Here is a 17,576-nt window from a genome sequence, read left to right as displayed (position 1 = left end):
GACGCTTTGTTTATTCCTTTTTTAACAACTATAGATTTAAATCTATCGAAATATGAGTCAAAAAAAATTACTCGACCGTTAAGGCAACATAACGCTTTAACATATCTTTATTTACTTCATAGAAGTGGTAAGTCCCCTCCTTGCGCGATAAATCCAGCAATCCGCAATCCAGCAGTTGCTTCAGATGGTGGGAGAGAGTGGAACCCTTGAAGTCCAGACGCTGCTCGATCTCCGTGCAGCTTAATTCCTTGTGCTGGCACAACAAATTGATAATGCTCAGACGGCTTGGCTCACCGAGCGCTTTGTACACTTTCACGGCTTCTTTGTGCGAGGAGGGTTCGATCAACATGGCGATGGAGACTCCTTTCTGCTGCGTCGATAATTTTATAGTTCTATATATATACATATAGTCAAGGATGGAGAGCGATTTGTCAATAGAGAAGGAAAATGACCGGATTACGCATGGGCTGGCAAAATTGCAAGGCCGACCGGAATCGTGATCCGGCCGGCCCTTGGCGTTACGCGTTGGCAAGCTCGCTTCGGCCCACCGCTTCCCGCTGGCGATCCACGGGATCGTGAAGCGTCAGCGTGCGTGCGTTGCGGTAATAGCGATCGATCGCGTGCTTGCGCGTCGCCGCCCGCGCGCCCATGACCTGAAATACTTCGTTCGTCACCGCAAGCGCCGTCTCGGTGGAGACGATCTTGGCCCGGGATGCCGCCGCCCGGATGCCGTCCCGCAGCTCGGGCCGCGATTCGAAGGAGCCGAGCATCCGCGCCGCGCGCAGCACGAGCTCGCGGGCGCCGGCGAGCCGGGCCGACAGATCGCCGAGCCGCAGCCGGATGTACGGGTCCTCCGCCGCGCTCGGCACTCCCGGCCAGGGACGGGCCTGCTCCTTGACGTACCGCAGCGCCTCGCGGTAAGCGCCCTGCGCCATGCCGACGAATTGCGCGGCGAAGTTGACGTGGAACTGCGTCGCGAAGTAGTCGGCATGTTCGCCGTAAGAGCCGGGCCCGCCCATGACATGGGCGGCTGGAATGAAGACGTCCCGGGCCTCGACCGTGCCGCTCCCCGTTCCCCGCTGGCCGATACCGTCCCAGTCGTCGATGACTTCGACCCCCGCGGCGTCCAACCGAACGATCGGCATCATGTATCGATCGTCCTGCGAGCCCTCCGTCCGGGCGATCACCGACCGCCAGAACGCCCACTTCGCGCCAGGGGAGCCGGTCGCGAAGATCTTGCGGCCATTCAGCGCGTAGCCGCCTTCGACGGGCGCCAGTACGCTCGAGAGCGCGGAGCGATCGGCGTTCGCTTCGCTCCCGAAGCTGCCGAACAAATGCCCCTGCAGCGCCTCCGCGAAGAAGAACCTTCGCTGGTCCTCGTCTCCCATCGCATGTACGAGCTGGACCCCCGTGTTATGAAGCGCGAACACTTGAGCGGTCGAGGAGCACCAGGAGGCCAGCTCCATCAGCACAAGCGGCAGCAGCAGCGAATCGCCGCGGTAGCCGGCCCCGCCGCCGCCGTACGAGAGGGGCACCGACAGCGCCGGCAGCCCCTCTGCCCTTAGGGCGGCGATCGCTTCGAAGGGATAGACCGCCTCGCGGTCCGTTCGCTCGGCGGTCGGCCCGACGGCTTCGATGCCGAGCCGCCGTACGCGCCGGAGCGTCTCCTGCTGCTCCGGCGTCAGCTCCCACAGCTCTTCCGGCGCAAGCAACGATTTCTTTTCTCCGAGCATCCGAATTTAATCTCCCCTCCCTGCCTTAAGACAGCCGCGAGACGTCGCGGAACGCCGCGCCCGGATGGTGGTCCGGCAACCGGGCCGATCCTCTGCCGAACAGGCGCTCGCGGAACGTTCCTTCCTCGTACTCTTCCTTGAAGATGCCTCGCTTCTGTAGAACGGGAACGACCAGGTCGATGAAGTCCTCGTAGGAGGCGGGAAGAATGTAAGGCTCGAGGTTGAAGCCGTCCAGGTCCGCTTCCTCGACCCAGTGCTGGATCTTGTCGGCGACTTCCTCGGGAGTGCCGACGACGGTCAAGCCGCGGAAGCCCTTCTTCAAGAAGTCCTCCGCGACTTCGCGGACGGTCTTCTTCGTTCGGCTGTGCTTCGTGAACCGGTCGGTGTGGGTCTGCCCCATCTCGGTATGGATGTTCTCGAAGTAGGAGTCGGGATCGAGCTTCGTCAGGTCGATTCCGGTTACGCTCGCGTAGCTCGAGAGCGTCGCTTCCGCGCTCTGGTAGGAGAGATATTCCGCATGCTTGCGTTCGGCCTCCTCCTTCGTCGGCGCGACGACGACCGACAGGCCGGTGAACACCTTGACCGAAGCCGGGTCGCGGCCATATTCGGCGGCTCGGCGGCGAATGTCGCGGATCTGGTCGCGCAGCACCTCCAAGGTAGGCGCCTTCAGGAATACGCCCTCCGCATGCTTCGCCGCGAACGCGCGTCCCCGGTTCGAGCTGCCCGCCTGGAAGATAACCGGCGTGCGCTGCGGGGAAGGCTCGGCCGCATGGTAGCCGGTCAGCTTGAAGTACTTGCCCTTATGGACGATTTTGTGCACCTTGGCCGGATCGGTGAATACCCGGTTGTCGCGGTCGATCCGCACCGCGTCGTCCTCCCAGCTCCCTTCGAACAGCTTGTAGCTGAGGTCCATGTATTCGTCCGCCATGTCGTAGCGCTCGTCGTGCGGGAGGAACAGATCGTCCCGGCCGAACAGATCCGCCGCGGTCTTGTTGCTCGTCGTCACGACGTTCCAGCCGATCCGTCCGTTCGTGACGTGGTCGAGCGAAGAGAAGCGGCGGGCGTTCGCGTACGGCGCTTCATAGCTGGTGGAGGTCGTCATCGTGAACGCCAGATGCTTCGTCGCCATCGCGAGAGCGGGGATGAGCATCATCGGGTCGTTGCCCGGCAGGCCGGTCGCTTCGCGGAACGCGAGCTCCGTGCGCTCCTTCGGATAGCCGTACGTGTCGGCGAAGAACATGAAGTCGAACTTGCCGCGTTCGAGCAGCTGCGCGATCTTGGTCCAGTACTCGATCTTGCTGTAATGAACGCGCTGCTGGCCGGGATGCGCCCAGATGCCTTGGGTGAGGTGATTGACGCTGTTGACTTCGAATACGCCGAGATGAATCTTCTTCATGGTCGGTGCCTGCCTTTCCGTATGGGGTTGTCAGTTGCTATCAAATCAGATGACATGCGGCAAAATGGCCCTCGTCCACCTCGCGGCGAATCGGAGTCTCGGTGCGGCAGCGCTCCGTCGCGAACGGACAGCGGGTATGGAAGGCGCAGCCCGAAGGCGGATCGAGCGGAGAGGGGAGGTCCCCCTCGAGTGCGATGCGCTCCCGCCTTCCGGACGGGTCCGGCACCGGTACGGCCGATAGCAGCACCTGCGTGTAGGGATGGCGCGGATTCGCGAACAGCTTGTCCGTAGGCGCTTCTTCCACGAGCTTGCCGAGATACATGATGCCGATGCGGTCGGAGATATGGCGAACCACGGCGATGTCGTGCGCAATGAACAGGTACGTCAGCTTGAGCTCGGCTTGAAGCTTGCGCATCAGATTGACGATCTGCGATTGAATGATGACGTCGAGGGCGGATACGGGCTCGTCGCAGATGACGATGCGCGGATTCAGAATAAGCGCGCGGGCGAGTCCGATCCGTTGCCGCTGCCCGCCGGACAGCTCGTGCGGCAGCCGGTAGTAGTGCTCCATCCTCAGGCCGACCGTGATCAGCATCTCCATGGCCCGGTCGGTCCGCTCCTTCGGCGAGCCGATGCCGTGGATGACGAGCGGCTCTTCGAGCGCCCGGCCGACGATCTGCCGGGGGTTCAGCGAAGAGAACGGATCCTGGAACACAATCTGCAGCTCGCGGCGGTACGCCTGGAGAGACTTGCGCGACTGCTTGAACAGGTCGACGCCCCGGTACAGCGCTTCGCCTTCCGTCGGCTCCGTCAGCCGCAGAAGCGACTTGCCGAGCGTGCTCTTGCCGCAGCCGGATTCGCCGACGAGCCCGTACGTCTCGCCTTCGCGCAGGTCGAAGGACACGCCGTCGACGGCTTTGACGACCGAGCGGCGGAACGCGGATCGGCCTGAGGCGGCGTAGTATTTTTTCAAGCCGTTCACCCGCAGCAGCGGTTCGGCAGAGGCTTGCTTCGTTGGCGATACCCGTGACATAGGTCAATCCTCCGTTCCGGCGATCCGGCCGGCGTGCCAGCATCTAACCCGGGTATCGGAACCCGGGAGAGCGGCAAGCTCGGGCATGGCGGATCGGCATTTGTCGTCCGCGAAGGCGCAGCGCGGAGCGAACCGGCAGCCTTGCGGGATCTGATGGAGGGGAGGGACGCTGCCGGGGACGTCCGGCAGCTCTTGCTTCCGGTCCCCGTCGAGACGGGGGACGGCCTTCATCAGCCCGATCGTGTAGGGATGCAGCGGCGCCTTGAACACGTCGCGGACGTCGCCGCTCTCGACCACCTGGCCGAGATACATGACGACGACCCGGCTGCACGTCTCGGCCACGACGCCGAGATCGTGGGTGATGAGCATGACGCTCATGCCCAGGCGCCGATTCAGGTCTTGAATCAGCTCGAGAATCTGGGCCTGGATCGTGACGTCGAGCGCCGTCGTCGGCTCGTCGGCGATAAGCAACCGCGGCTCGCAGGCGAGAGCGATGGCGATCATGACGCGCTGCCGCATGCCCCCGGACAGCTGGTGCGGATACTCGCGCGCTCTCCGCTCGGGAGCGGGAATGCCGGTCAGCCGCAGCAGCTCGATGGCCTTGGCCGCCGCTTCTTTGCGCCCGATAGGCCGGTGAAGCCTAAGCGTCTCGACGATCTGGCCGCCGATCGTGTAGACGGGATTCAAGGAACTGAGCGGGTCCTGGAAGATCATCGAGATCTCGTTCCCGCGGACGCCGCGCATCTGCTTCGGCGTCAGTCCGAGCAGATCGCGGCCGCCGAAGCGGATCTCGCCCTCGTAGCTGGCGAGCCGCTTCTCGTCGAACAGCCGCAGCACCGATTGGGCGGTCGCGCTTTTGCCGCAGCCGGATTCGCCGACGATGCCGACGATCTCGCCCCGGCCTACTTCCAGCGATACGCCGTCTACCGGCGTCACCCGGCCGCGCTCCGTATGGAAGTGCGTCTTAAGTTCGTTGATCTGCAGAATAGGTTCGGCCGACATCGATGGACCTCCTTGTCGTAGCCGCGGAACGGCGGATTGCGGACGGATCGTTGCCGCTCATCGCTTCTTCCCCGCGCGGCGGGCGTGCGGATCGAGCAGATCGCGGAGCCCGTCGCCGAACAGATTCATCGCGAGCACGACGAGAACGAGAGCGAGTCCGGGGAAGATCGTCATCCACGACGAGTTGTAAATAAACAGCTTGCCGTCGGACAGCAGGTTGCCGAGACTCGGCGTCGGCGCGGGAATGCCCGCCCCGAGGAAGCTGAGAGCCGCTTCCACGATGATCGCTTCGGCGAAGACGAACGAGCCTTGGACGATAAGCGGGGACAGCGCCCCCGGCATGATGTGCTTCCAGATGATCCGGTTGCGGGAAGCGCCGAGCGCATGCATGGCCTCGATGTACGTCTGCTCCTTCGAGACCAGCGCCGACGAGCGGACGATCCGGGCGATCGAAGGGACGAAGACGATGGTGAGGCAGACGATCAGGTTGCCGACGCTGGGCCCGAGGGCGGCCATCATGGCGATGGCCAGCAGCACGGCCGGGAAGGCGAACAAGCCGTCCATGACGCGCATCAGAATCTGGTCGAGCCACTTGATATACCCGGCGTACAGGCCGATGACGAGGCCGATCAGCGAGGAGGCGAACGCGACGGCGAATCCGACTTCGGCCGACATCCGCGTGCCGTAGACGACCCTCGTCAGCAGATCGCGGCCGAAGTTGTCGGTGCCGAAGGGGAAGGCGGAGCTGGGAGGCTTCAAGCGATTGACGACGTCGAGCCCGTAAGGGTCGCGGCCGGAGATCCACGGCGCGAACAGCGAGACGACGGCGATGAGCGCGATCAGCGCGCTGCCGATAACGGCGGACTTGTTCGCGACGAACCGGCGCGCGAACAGCTTGCGGTTTTCGCGCTTCAAGCGGAGCCTGGCGTCGTCCGAATCGAAGGCAGCCGGCGTATTCGTATCCAATAGGGGCATGGAGCTCCTCCTTTTCCTTCGTTATTTGAGTCTGATTCTCGGGTCGACGATCGCGTAGAGCAGATCCACGACGAGATTGACCAGCACGTAGGCGAAGGCGACGAACAGGACGACCCCTTGGATGACCGCGTAATCCCTTCGCTGAACCGAGTTGACGAGCAGCTGTCCCATGCCGGGAATGTTGAAGATGGACTCGATGACGGCGGCGCCCGCGATCAGGGTGCCGAACGATCCGCCGATGACGGTCAGGATCGGCAGCAGCGCATTGCGCAGCGCGTGCCGGTAGACGATTCCTCGCTCGCCGACGCCCTTGGCCAGCGCCGTCTTGACGAAGCTCTCGTTCAGGACGTCGAGCATGGACGACCGGGTGACCCGAGCCAGCAGCGATGCTTGGACGATCCCGAGCGAGAGGGCCGGCAGGATCAAGTATTTGAGGTGCATCCACAGGCCGTCGGAGAGCGGCTTATAGCCGGACACCGGGAGCCACTTCAGCTGGACGGAGAAGAGGAGCACCGTGAACATGCTCAGCACGAACCCCGGAACGGTAATGCCGAACAGCGAGAAGCCCGTCAGCGTCTTGTCCGCCAGTTCGCCCCGCCTTGAAGCCGCGCGAATGCCGAGCGGCAAGGCGATGACGATCGCGACGAGCTCGGCCAGCACGGCGAGCGAGAGCGTCGGACCGAGATGCTCGGCCAGCGCCGTCCGGACCGGCTGCCGCATGAAGAACGAGTCTCCGAGGTCGCCCTGCAGCGCATGACCGATCCACCGCCCGTACTGCGGGAGCAGCGGAAGATTAAGCCCCATCTGCTCGCGCAGCGTCTCGATCGTCTCCGGGCTGGCGCCGTCGCCGAGCATGACGGCCGCCGGGTCGCCCGGGATCAGATAGATGATAAGAAAGACGATGACGGACAGGACGAAGAGCACGGGAATCGTAGCCAGCAGCCGTCTCGCGATGTAGAATGCCAAGGTTGGCTCCTCCTTCCGATAGATAGCGGCGCTGAGAAAGGACAAGGGGCCGCATGCGTGCCCCTTGGGACTCCATGCGGCGCTTGCGTCACTTCGACAGCTTCACGTTGGCCAGGTTCGGGTAGCCGGCCAGCGTCTTCAAGCCGGTCAGCTTATGGCGCGTCGCGGTCTGGGAGTATGTGTCGCCGATCTTGACCGCGGCGAGGTATTCCCATTCGTACTGCTGGAGCGCATCGTTGGCCTGCTTGATCTCTTCGTCCGAGGAGGCCGCCGTCAGCGCCTTGTTCAGTTCGGCGAGCTTGGCGTCGTCGGCGAAGCCGTAGGTCGGATTCAGGTAGAGCAGCTGGGACGGCGTGGACGGCATCGTGAACAGGCCGACGTAGATGTCCCAGGCGTTCGGGTCCGCGCGCTTCTTCAGCAAGGTCGCGAAGTCGTTGATGTCGAGCTTCGTCTTGACGCCGATCGACTCCAGCTCCTTCTGCACGACGATGGTGGCGTTGTAGAACGAACCGCCGAGCTCCTTGGTCGTCAGCAGCGTCACTTCCCGGCCGTCGTAGCCCGCCTCTTGAAGCAGCTGCTTCGCCTTGTCCGGGTTCTTCTGGTTGTAATTCTCCTTGCCCGCTTCGCTGTACCAGGTCGTATTCTCCGGATACATATAACTCGGATTCAGGCGATACAGCTCGGGCGAGCTCACCGTTCCGAGCAGAATCTCGTCGGCGTCCAGCACGGCCGCGACCGCCTGGCGGTACTTGACGTCGGAGAACAGCGGCGACTTCTTGTTGAACACCAGATTGATGTCGGAGCCGAGGTTCTTGTTCAGCGTCACATCGGAGAGGCCTTGCACCTGCGGCAGGTTGTCCAGCGACACGTCGACGTAGTCGTAGGTGCCGGAGAGGAACGAAGCGAAGCGCGTCGCGCTGTCCGGAACGATGTCGAAGAAGACGTCCTGGAGGAAGGCTTCTTTCTTGCCGGAAAAGCCGGAAGGCGGAGCGTCGACGGATTGGTAGTCGTCGAACTTGGACAGATGGACGTACTGGTCCTGCTTCCACTCGACGAACTTGAACGGACCGGTGCCGATATATTCCTTCACGCCGTCCGGACCGGCCGCTTCGACGACTTCCTTGGGCATGATGGCGGCGTTGTTAAGCACGTGGCTGAGCTGGGCGAGAATGTCGTTGCGCGGCTCCTTCAGCGCGAGTTCGACGGTGTAATCGTCCTTAACAGCGAATTCCGAATCGCCGAGGGAAGCTTGCGCCCGTCCGGTCAGCGACTTCCAGCGGTTGAGGGAGGCGACGACGTCCTCGGCCTTCATCTCCTTGCCGTTGTGGAACTTCACGCCATGGCGAAGGTGGAACGTATACGTCTTGCCGTCTTCGCTCAGGTCGTAGGACTCGGCCAGCATCGGCACCGGCTTGAAGTTCTCGTCGAAGGCGAACAATCCTTCGAAGATATTCATCGTCACGTATACGTTCGTGTTCAGCGCCAGATGAGGGTCCAGCGTCGGCACCTGCTGCGCGAGCGGGAAATGCAGCTCGGAAGCGAGGTCCGCGGAGACCGGCTCGGCGGGCGACGAGGTGCCAGGCGACGAGGTGCCGGACGCGGCGTTCCCGTTGCCGCCTCCGCCGTTATTGCCCGACGAGCATCCGTAGACGGCGAACAGCGCGAGGATCAGAAGTGCCAGAAGCGAATGGCGGTACAGCTTGTTCATCTTGTCTCTCCCCTAATCTTCCATACAAAGTTGATAATTCCAACTTGTATAATCGGAATTATTTCTTACACTATATCGGATTCCGCCGGAGTTGTACAATGAATCCTTTTAAAGGGTGAATTTAATAAAAGCAAAGGCTGCGGGATTCCGCTCAGGAATCCCACTCCAACAGCTTCTCCGCCGCCCGGACGAACAGCCGGACGCCGGTCGCGAGCGCGTCTTCGTCGATGGCGAACTTGGGGTGATGATGGGGGTAGACGATGCCCTTGCCGGCATTGCCGGCGCCTATGTTGACGAACGTGCCCGGCGCCTTCTGCTGGTACGCGGAGAAATCTTCGCCGCTCATGCCCGGAGGCGTGCGGACGACATCGTCGCGCCCGACCAGCTCGACGGCGGCTTCCTCAATGAGTCGGGTAAGCTCTTCGTCGTTCACGACGGGGGCGTATCCCAAGACGTAATCGAATTCGAATTCGGCGCCGTGGGCAGCCGTGATTCCTTGAACGATGCGGAGGAGCTGCTCGCGGGCATCCGCCCGGACCTGTTCGCCGAAGCTGCGAACCGTGCCCTTCAGAACGGCGGTGTCGGGGATGACGTTGTGCGACGCCCCGGCCGTGAACTGGGTGACGGAGACGACGAGCCGGTCGAGCGGATTCGTGTATCGCGAGACGATGTGCTGCGCGTTCGCGACGATCTGCGCGCCGACCGCGATCGTGTCGACCGCCCGGTGAGGGAATCCGGCATGTCCGCCGTAGCCCTTGATGACGATCGTGAAGTTGTCCGGCGAAGCGGCCATGTCTCCATAGGCGATGCCGATCTGCCCGACCGGGAGCTGGGCGGCCAGGTGCTCGCCGAACACCCAATCGACTCCGTCCATGACTCCTGCTTCGACGAGCTCGACGGCGCCGCCGGGAGGCAGTTCCTCGGCATGCTGGAAGAGGAAGCGGATCTCGCCGTGCAGCTTGTCCCGGCGCGCGGCGAGCAAGCGGGCTGCCGCCAGCAGCATCGCCGTATGGCCGTCGTGGCCGCAGGCGTGCATGACGCCCGGCGTCCCGGAGGCGAACTCGAGGCCGGTCTCTTCCTGGATCGGCAGAGCGTCCATGTCTGCGCGTAGCGCCAGCGTTCGGCCCGGCTTCGCTCCGATCAGCCGCGCCACGACGCTGGTCGGCGTCGGGCGGTCGATCTCGAAGCCGCCGCCGAAGCCCCTCAGCGTCTCTTCGACGAACCGGGAGGTATTCTCCTCCCGGAAGCTCAGCTCGGGGTGGCGATGCAGATGCCGCCTCCAGGCGACGAGCTGCTCGGCCAGCCCTTCCGGCCACTCCTCTCGAATGAGGTCCGTACGTTCCGTCATGGGCGAGCTCACTCTCTCTCGAACGCCTGCAGGGCGTTCACGCGGTGCGCCATCGCGGAGCCGGCCTTCAGCACGGTCGCCACGAGCGTCGTCTCGGCCAGCTCCTCGATCGTGACGCCAATCTCCTTGGCCCGGCGCGTGAACGCTTCGATGGAGTATGCGCTGCCTTCGACGAGAGCGGAGCCGACCGCGATCAGCAGTTTCTCCTTCTCGGAGAGGCGTCCGGCGCGAAGCGAGACGTGCAGGAACTCGTGGAAGCTGTTGTACGCATCCTCGTTCGCGTCTTCGAGCTTCTCGGTCAGCTCGAGATTAGCCAGCGGGAACAAGTCGGGATCCTGGCTGCCTTCGAACGCCTTCAGCGCATTGGTCGCGTAATAGAAGGCGGAGTGCGCTTTGACGGCGGCGGCGACGGTTACCGATTCGAAGATCTCCTCGAACGAAGCCTGCTCGGCCTTCGACTTGCCGACATGCGCTTCGATGCAATACGGGCAGCCCGTGATGTGGGCGACGGCGACGGCGATCAGCTCCTTGGTCTTGACGGACAGGGCGCCGGCGGCGAGCGCCTGCTTGTTGAATTCGCCGAACGATTTGAAGCCTTCGGGAGCGAAGGCGAACAGTTTGGCCGAGAAGCTCGGAGAATGGCGGGTGTACAGGCTTGCGCCGACGTCGTTTGTTGTTGCGTTGCTCATGATGGAGGACCTCTTTTCGCTTGGTTTTTTTAATTCATGGTAATCCGCTTGGATTTATTGGGGCCTTGTCTGTTATAATAGGGGAAAAGTTCCGGTTTGTATAATTGAGATCTATAAAGACGGAGTTTATGAAAATTAAATTGGGAAATGGAGGAGGAGCGGCGCCCATGGAGATTCGGCTCATCAAGACCTTTCAAACCATCGTGAAGCTGGGCAACTTCCAGCGGGCGGCGGAGGCGCTTCAATATTCGCAGCCTACCGTGACCATACAGATCAAGAAGCTGGAGGAGGAGCTCGGGGTCAAGCTGTTCGAGCGGGGGAAGACGATCAAGCTGACGACCGCGGGACGCTTGTTCTACGAGCGGGCGGACTCGCTGCTGCGGGAGTACGACGATCTGAACGTGGCGCTGGTCGATTTCGTTCAGGGAGACGCCGGCCTCGTCCGATTCGGAGCTTCCGAGCCTTCCGCGAGCAATCGCGTTCCCGAGATTCTGGCTTCCTTCACCCGGCAGAAAACAAAGGTTCAAACGAAGGTCTCCATCGGCACGACGAGGGAACTCATGAACATGCTGCTCGAGGACCGGATCGATCTTGCTCTCTGCAATCAGCCCGAGCCCCATCTGGAGCTGGAGTTCTATCCTTTGCTTAAGGAGACGTTTAAGCTGATCGTGCCGGACGACCATCCGCTGGCGCGGCGCGACGACATCCGGCTCAAGGACTTGAAGGACGAGAAGTTCCTGTTCACGCCCGGTTCGTGCGCCTTCCGCATCCGGATCGAAGAGATGATCACGAAGCAGATCGGCAAGCTGCGCCAGAGCAGCATCGAAGTCGCGGGTATTACCGCGCTTAAATATTACGTCCAGTCCAAGCTGGGCATCGCGCTGGCGCCCGTCGTGGCGATCGCGCCCCCGGTTCCGGGCGTGGTCGTCAAGGACGTGGCCGACCTGCTCGAAGGGCCTTCGCTCGGAATTCTGACCCGGAGAAACGCCGCGTCGATGAGCCGAATCAGCCGGGAGCTGGTCGAGGAGATCAAACGGTTTTATTCGGAGACGGCTTCCTGACTTTAACGTTATCTAACCGGAGATTCACGAAATTCTATTGTACATTCGCCGCGGCGTCGGCTATCCTCTCTAGTTAAAGGCACCCATTCCAATGGGTATTCCGGAAGATAGAGCGGGGAAGGAAGGCGCACGCGTTGAAAAAAATCCATCTAGGCATCTTCGATATTCATACGCCGAATCAGATGACCCAAGGCTTGTGGGCGCATCCGGACAACCAGTCGCACCGTTACAAGGAGCTCGGCTTCTGGATCGAGTTGGCCCAACTGCTGGAGCGGGGGCTGTTCGACTTTATGTTCTTCGCGGATTCGTACGGTTACCCCGATCATAAGCGGGAGCTGACCTATCGGGAGGCGGTGTACGCGCCCGCGAACGATCCGATGCTGATCATCCCGGCGCTCGCGGCGGCGACGAACAACTTGGCCTTCGTGACGACGGCTTCTCCCGTCTACGAGCTGCCGTTCCCGAACGCCCGCCGCTTCTCGACGCTCGACCATCTGACGAACGGCCGCATCGGCTGGAACGTGGTCGCCGCCGGCGGCATCAGCGGCGCTCGCGCGTTCGGCCGCGAAGGAATTTTGCCGCACGACGAGCGTTACGAGCAGGCGGAGGAGTTCATGGAAGCGAGCTACAAGCTGCTCGAGGGAAGCTGGGAGGACGACGCGGTCGTCGGGGACAAGGCGGGTCGCTATTACGCCGACGCCTCGAAGGTGCATATCGTCGAGCACGAGGGCCGTTATTACCGCATGACGGGAGCGCATTCGTGCGAGCCTTCGATCCAGCGCACGCCCGTCCTGTTCCAGGCGGGCAGCTCCGACCGCGGGCGCGACTTCGCGGCGAAGCACGCGGAGGGCGTCTTCCTGAAGGCGCCGACGGTCGAGGCGCTGCGGGCGCAGGTGCAGGATATCCGCCGGCGGGCGGCCGCCTTCGGCCGCGGGCCGGAGCAGATCAAGATCTTCACCGGCCTGTCCGCGGTCGTCGGACGGACGAAGGAGGAGGCGCAGCGGAAGCTGGACTCGTACCGGAGCTACGCCAGCCGCGAGGCTGCGCTGCTTACCTATGAGAACGCTACGGGCGTCGACCTCCTGGCGCTCGACCCGGATGCGCCGTTCGTCAACGTGAAGACGGAGCAAGGCCGTACCCACACCGAGAGGTATACGAAGCATAGCGGAACCGTACAGACGGTGCGCGACGTCATGGATAACTTCGCGAGCAAGGAGTTCCGCGGCATTACCGTCGCCGGCACGCCCGACGAGATCGCGGACCATATGCAGCATTGGATCGAGGAGACGGGAGCGGACGGCTTCAACTTGGAGCGTTATGTGCTTCCCGGCGGCCACCGCGACTTCGTCGAGCTGGTCGTACCCGTCCTGCAGAAGCGGGGCATGTTCCGAGAGCGCTACGAGGAGACGACGCTTCGGGAGCGGCTGTTCGGGAAGGGCTTCGCGCGGCTGGCGGATACGCACCCGGGGGCGGCATACAGGAAGCTTGGAGAATAGAAGGAGGATTCCTATGTCCGATAAGTGGTTTCAAGAGTTGGTTAACGGCGAGTCCGAATTGATCGAGACGAGAAGATACCTTCATCGTCATCCGGAGCTGTCCTTCGAGGAGACGAATACGTCGGCATTCGTGGCCGAACGTCTGCGTTCTTACGGGATCGAAGTTCGGACCCATGTCGGCGGCAACGGCGTGCTCGGCTATCTCCAGGGCGGAAGGCCGGGCCCGACGATCGCGTTCCGCGCCGATTTCGACGCGCTGCCGATTCAGGACGAGAAGGAAGCGCCGTACAAGTCGACGGTGCCCGGCGTCATGCATGCTTGCGGCCACGACGGGCATACGTCGACGCTGCTCGGCGTGGCCGGCGTGTTAAGCAAGTTCAGGGAAGAGCTGGCGGGCAAGATCGTCTTTATTTTCCAACATGCGGAAGAGAAGCCCCCGGGAGGGGCTAAATTCATGATCGAGGACGGCTGTCTGGACGGAGTCGACGAAGTGTACGGCATCCATCTCTCCTCGGAAATCCCGTACGGACGCATCGGACTCAAGGCCGGACCCGCGATGGCGGCGGCGGATGCGTTCGCCCTGACGATCAAGGGGAAGGGAGGTCACGGGGCTAGGCCGCACGACACGGTGGATTCCGTCGTTATCGGGAGCCAGATCGTAAGCGGTCTGCAGCAGATCGTCAGCCGCCGGGTGAATCCGCTTCAACCTGCGGTCGTCAGCGTCGGCGTCTTCCAGGCCGGCACGGCATTTAACGTGATTGCCGACAAGGCGAGGCTCGAAGGTACGGTCCGCACCTTCGACAAGCAGGTACGTCGGCAGATCGAAGAGGAGATTCGGTTATTCGTCCGAGGAATCTGCGAATCTTCCCGCGCGGAATACGAGCTTGAATACGTGAACGGATATCCTCCTCTGGTCAATCCGCAAGCAGGAGCGGATCGCGTACGCGAGACGGTGAACCGAGTCTTCGGTCCGGATGCTTTCGTGGAGCTGCCGCCGGTCATGGGGGCCGAAGATTTCGCTTATTATTTGGAGCATAGATCAGGCGCGTTCATCCATGTCGGAGCCCGCAATGACGAGGAGCGGACGCATTACCCTCACCATCATCCGCGCTTCGACATCGACGAGAGGGCGCTGCTGACGGCGGGACGGCTGTTCCTGGCGTTGGCCGCCGGCCATGGATCCGGCAGCTGACAGAGAGTCGGAGGCGAAGGGAGCGAACGACTTGGCGAACGATCGATGGCAGGCGGAGGAGACGGATATTGCCGGCATCTTCCGGTGGTTAGAGGAGCGGGAGGAAGACTGGATCCGGCTCCGAAGGGAGTTCCATCGCCGGCCCGAGCTGCTGTTCGACGTGGACCGCACCGCCGCGCGCGTCGCGGAGCTGCTGGAGCAGGGCGGGCTTGAGGTTCGGCGGAACGTAGGACGGCACTTCGGCAAAGGCGTCGTCGGCGTACTGCGAGGCGGCCGGCCCGGCCGAACGGTGCTTCTGCGAGCGGACATGGATGCGCTCCCGATTCGGGAAGCGGAAGGCGCCCCCTGCCGCTCCGAGATCGAGGGCGCGATGCACGCTTGCGGCCACGACGCGCATATGGCGATGCTGATCGCTGCCGCGCTTGGGTTAAGCCGCTTCCGGGAGAAGCTGGCCGGCACGGTGCTGTTCGTGTTCCAGCCGGCGGAGGAAGGAGCGGTGCCGAGCCCGACGGACGGCGTGCTGCGCAGCGGAGGCAGAGACATGGTCGAGAGCGGAGCGGCGGATGAAGCGTCGGCCGCCTTCGCCCTGCACGTCTGGCCGCAGCTCCCGGTCGGGGAGATGGCCGTTCACCGGAGGGAAGCGATGGCGTCGTCGACCCACTTCCAGGTGTCGTTCCGCGGGCGCTCGGGGCATCACGGCTCGCCGCATCTGGCAGCGGACGCGTTGTTGATGGCGGCCCACTTCGTGACCGAAGCGCACAGCGCCGCGGCGGCGGCATCCGATCCGCTGGAGCCGTTCTCGTTGGCGTTCGGCAAGCTGCGGGCGGGAACGGTCGGCAATGCCATCGCGGAATCGGCGGAGGTATCGGGCACGTATCGCGCCTTCGCGGACGATACGGTAGCGCGGATTCGTTCCGTGCTGGAGCGGTGCGCCGCCGCCTGCGCCGACCGGTTCGGCGGTTCGAGCGAGACGCGGTTCCGGATGGGCAAGGCGCTGATCAACGATCAAGAAGCGGTGAAGCTGGCGTTGCGCGCGGGAGCGAGCGTATTCGGGCAGGATCGGGTGCGCTTGCTGGAGAAGCCCAGTCTGGCCGGCGAAGATTTCGCCTATTTTTTGGACAAAGCGCCGGGAGCGATGCTGCTGATCGGCGTCGGCAACGAAGAGCGAGGGATTATCCATCCGCTGCATCATCCGTCGTTCGACCTGGACGAGCGGGCGCTCGCGCTCGGCGCCAAGTTGCATGTGCAGCTGGCCGTCGATGCGTTGTCGGCGGATGCGGAGCCGCAACCGTGAGGCATTCCGATTCTGCAGGAACGCGGTTTGTTCCGCAAGGCAAGGGAACACCTGGACATCATGCAGTCGCCGGCCAGCTCTTTTTTTCTACGGATGCCCCATTTACATACAAGCTCCGTTATCCAAAACTCCGTCTGTGATGACCGGGCTGGCGAGTCCAATCTCGCCGACATGGCGGGCTTCACCGCAGGCAGGCGGATTCACTTGTGCGATTTTTCGAATAATGCACAGTCGGAAAAAACAAGGCAGATGAATTTTGTATGATTTTTCGTACAACATTCGAGCAAGGCGCTTTCTGAAGCAGATTTTGTATGATTTTTCGTACAACATTCAAGCAAGTCGCTTCCTGAAGCAGATTTTGTATGATTTTTCGTACACCATTCAAGCAAGACGCTTTCTGAAGCAGATTTTGTGTGATTTTTCGTACAACATTCAAGCAAGGCGCTTTCTGAAGCAGATTTTGTGTGATTTTTCATCCACCACTCAAGTAGGCGCCTTTTCGGTAGGCAAAATTATCGTGGAATAAATCTTCGAAAAGTTCCGTCGCGGGAAAACGCGGCGGAACTTTTTTATAATGAAAGCCCTTAGACAGACAATCAGTTATGGTTGCCATCTCGAAGCCGGTCTTCACAGGAAGTACCCCTGGGACACCGCCAACGGATATTCGGCAGAATGTGGGAACCATATTTGCGAGTAGACACAATATAATCTTCCATTATATTCTAGTCGAGAGGCAAGCAGCTGTCGATGCAGTGTCGATTATAGCGAAAGATGGAGGATGAAATAATTGACCATAAAGAAACCGGATCAACAAATGCTAGATGCTCTAAAAAGGAAAGATATAGAGGCTGTAAAGCAAATGGTTACTTCCGGCTTTGATCTGAAGACGGTACCCGGATATGGGAGTTATTTGAGCTATGCGTGGGGCCATTATGGCGATTACGATTTTGAAATTGTGAAATATTTAATCGAAAAGGGTGGCGTTAATCTGAATGATTCTTCAGATCCCGCCATCATCATAGCTGCCGGTCGGGGCAAACTGGATGAATTGCAATATATTCTGGATCGTGGTGCCGATATCAATGCGCTAAGTCGTGTGAATACGAGCGCTCTATGGAAGGCCGCATATCGTAACCAAATCGAAGAAATAAAATATTTATTGGAGCATGGCTTGGATATAAACATTCATGGAGGACGAGCTCTTCAAGTTGCTGCAAGTAGAGGTTATCTCGACGCGGTGAAGTTGCTCATTGAAGCGGGGGCTGATATCAATCACCAAGATTTTAAAACTCACCCCGATGACAGCGCCACTCCTCTTCACAATGCAGCCTTCCATGGTCATGTAGATGTTGTAAAGTATCTCTTAGCGTGCGGAGCAGATCCCCTTTTAAAGGATCATTACGGCGAGAGGCCTTATACGGCAGCCAATAGTAGAAAACTTCAAGAAATTATAGAGCTATTGGTTGCAGTTGAGCCTCAAGAGCTGCATGATTTTGAACGGAAGGCTGCCGAACTCAAAAGGATGGGTCTACCCGTAGCGATCATCAACGATCTCGGGAATACCCGAACAAGAATTGAATTACGGGATTCCAACCAAATCGATTACATCGAACTTTGCTCTGTCCTTGATGTTACTGAACTTCGATATAAAAGAGTTAAAATCTCAACTTTCGCAGAGAGAAA

The 17,576-nt window shown here is 61.1% G+C and carries 15 protein-coding genes; 5 read left to right on the top strand and 10 right to left on the bottom strand.

Annotated features, from left to right (window positions below; genetic code table 11):
• Positions 1–67: 67 nt before the first annotated feature.
• The 10 genes from H7B90_RS08150 to H7B90_RS08105 all read right to left on the bottom strand — a co-directional run bounded on the left by H7B90_RS08150 (position 68) and on the right by H7B90_RS08105 (position 10,850).
• Positions 68–349, bottom strand: a complete 282-nt coding sequence (locus H7B90_RS08150; protein WP_185135363.1) for an ArsR/SmtB family transcription factor — start codon at positions 347–349, stop codon at positions 68–70.
• Positions 350–518: 169 nt separating this feature from the next.
• Positions 519–1,733, bottom strand: a complete 1,215-nt coding sequence (locus H7B90_RS08145; protein WP_185135362.1) for an acyl-CoA dehydrogenase family protein — start codon at positions 1,731–1,733, stop codon at positions 519–521.
• A 25-nt stretch (positions 1,734–1,758) separates the two neighbouring features.
• Positions 1,759–3,129, bottom strand: coding sequence for an LLM class flavin-dependent oxidoreductase (locus tag H7B90_RS08140; RefSeq protein WP_185135361.1), 1,371 nt, complete (start codon positions 3,127–3,129; stop codon positions 1,759–1,761).
• A gap of 40 nt (positions 3,130–3,169) precedes the next feature.
• A complete protein-coding gene (locus H7B90_RS08135) occupies positions 3,170–4,162 on the bottom strand; it encodes an ABC transporter ATP-binding protein (protein WP_185135360.1) in 993 nt (330 codons plus the stop codon).
• Between the two features lie 3 nt (positions 4,163–4,165).
• A complete protein-coding gene (locus H7B90_RS08130; RefSeq protein ID WP_185135359.1) occupies positions 4,166–5,164 on the bottom strand; it encodes an ABC transporter ATP-binding protein in 999 nt (332 codons plus the stop codon).
• Positions 5,165–5,221: 57 nt separating this feature from the next.
• Complete coding sequence (locus tag H7B90_RS08125) at positions 5,222–6,139, bottom strand: ABC transporter permease (protein ID WP_185135358.1); 918 nt, start codon at positions 6,137–6,139, stop codon at positions 5,222–5,224.
• A 21-nt stretch (positions 6,140–6,160) separates the two neighbouring features.
• Positions 6,161–7,105, bottom strand: a complete 945-nt coding sequence (locus H7B90_RS08120) for an ABC transporter permease (RefSeq protein WP_185135357.1) — start codon at positions 7,103–7,105, stop codon at positions 6,161–6,163.
• A gap of 88 nt (positions 7,106–7,193) precedes the next feature.
• Complete coding sequence (locus H7B90_RS08115) at positions 7,194–8,813, bottom strand: ABC transporter substrate-binding protein (protein WP_185135356.1); 1,620 nt, start codon at positions 8,811–8,813, stop codon at positions 7,194–7,196.
• Positions 8,814–8,964: 151 nt separating this feature from the next.
• The gene (locus tag H7B90_RS08110) at positions 8,965–10,161 is read right to left on the bottom strand and encodes an amidohydrolase (RefSeq protein ID WP_185135355.1); all 1,197 of its coding nucleotides are present in this window, start codon (positions 10,159–10,161) and stop codon (positions 8,965–8,967) included.
• 8 nt (positions 10,162–10,169) lie between these two features.
• Positions 10,170–10,850 (bottom strand): carboxymuconolactone decarboxylase family protein, encoded by a 681-nt coding sequence (locus H7B90_RS08105; RefSeq protein WP_185135354.1) that lies wholly within the window; start codon positions 10,848–10,850, stop codon positions 10,170–10,172.
• A gap of 167 nt (positions 10,851–11,017) precedes the next feature.
• On the opposite strand from H7B90_RS08105, the gene H7B90_RS08100 reads away from it, so the two are divergent.
• The 5 genes from H7B90_RS08100 to H7B90_RS08080 form a co-directional block, all read left to right on the top strand.
• Entirely contained in the window at positions 11,018–11,911 is an 894-nt protein-coding gene (locus H7B90_RS08100) for a LysR family transcriptional regulator (protein WP_185135353.1), read from the top strand.
• 134 nt (positions 11,912–12,045) lie between these two features.
• Positions 12,046–13,407 (top strand): LLM class flavin-dependent oxidoreductase, encoded by a 1,362-nt coding sequence (locus H7B90_RS08095; protein ID WP_260410863.1) that lies wholly within the window; start codon positions 12,046–12,048, stop codon positions 13,405–13,407.
• 13 nt (positions 13,408–13,420) lie between these two features.
• The gene (locus tag H7B90_RS08090) at positions 13,421–14,599 is read left to right on the top strand and encodes a M20 metallopeptidase family protein (protein ID WP_185135352.1); all 1,179 of its coding nucleotides are present in this window, start codon (positions 13,421–13,423) and stop codon (positions 14,597–14,599) included.
• 31 nt (positions 14,600–14,630) lie between these two features.
• Complete coding sequence (locus H7B90_RS08085) at positions 14,631–15,893, top strand: M20 metallopeptidase family protein (RefSeq protein ID WP_260410862.1); 1,263 nt, start codon at positions 14,631–14,633, stop codon at positions 15,891–15,893.
• A gap of 787 nt (positions 15,894–16,680) precedes the next feature.
• A partial coding sequence (locus H7B90_RS08080) for an ankyrin repeat domain-containing protein (protein ID WP_185135350.1) occupies positions 16,681–17,576 on the top strand: 896 nt, incomplete at its 3' end.

It is taken from the genome of Cohnella xylanilytica, assembly GCF_014212175.1.
Classification (GTDB): domain Bacteria; phylum Bacillota; class Bacilli; order Paenibacillales; family Paenibacillaceae; genus Cohnella; species Cohnella xylanilytica.
The sequence above is the reverse complement of the archived record's forward strand: the minus strand, read 5'-3'. Positions and strand labels throughout refer to the sequence as shown.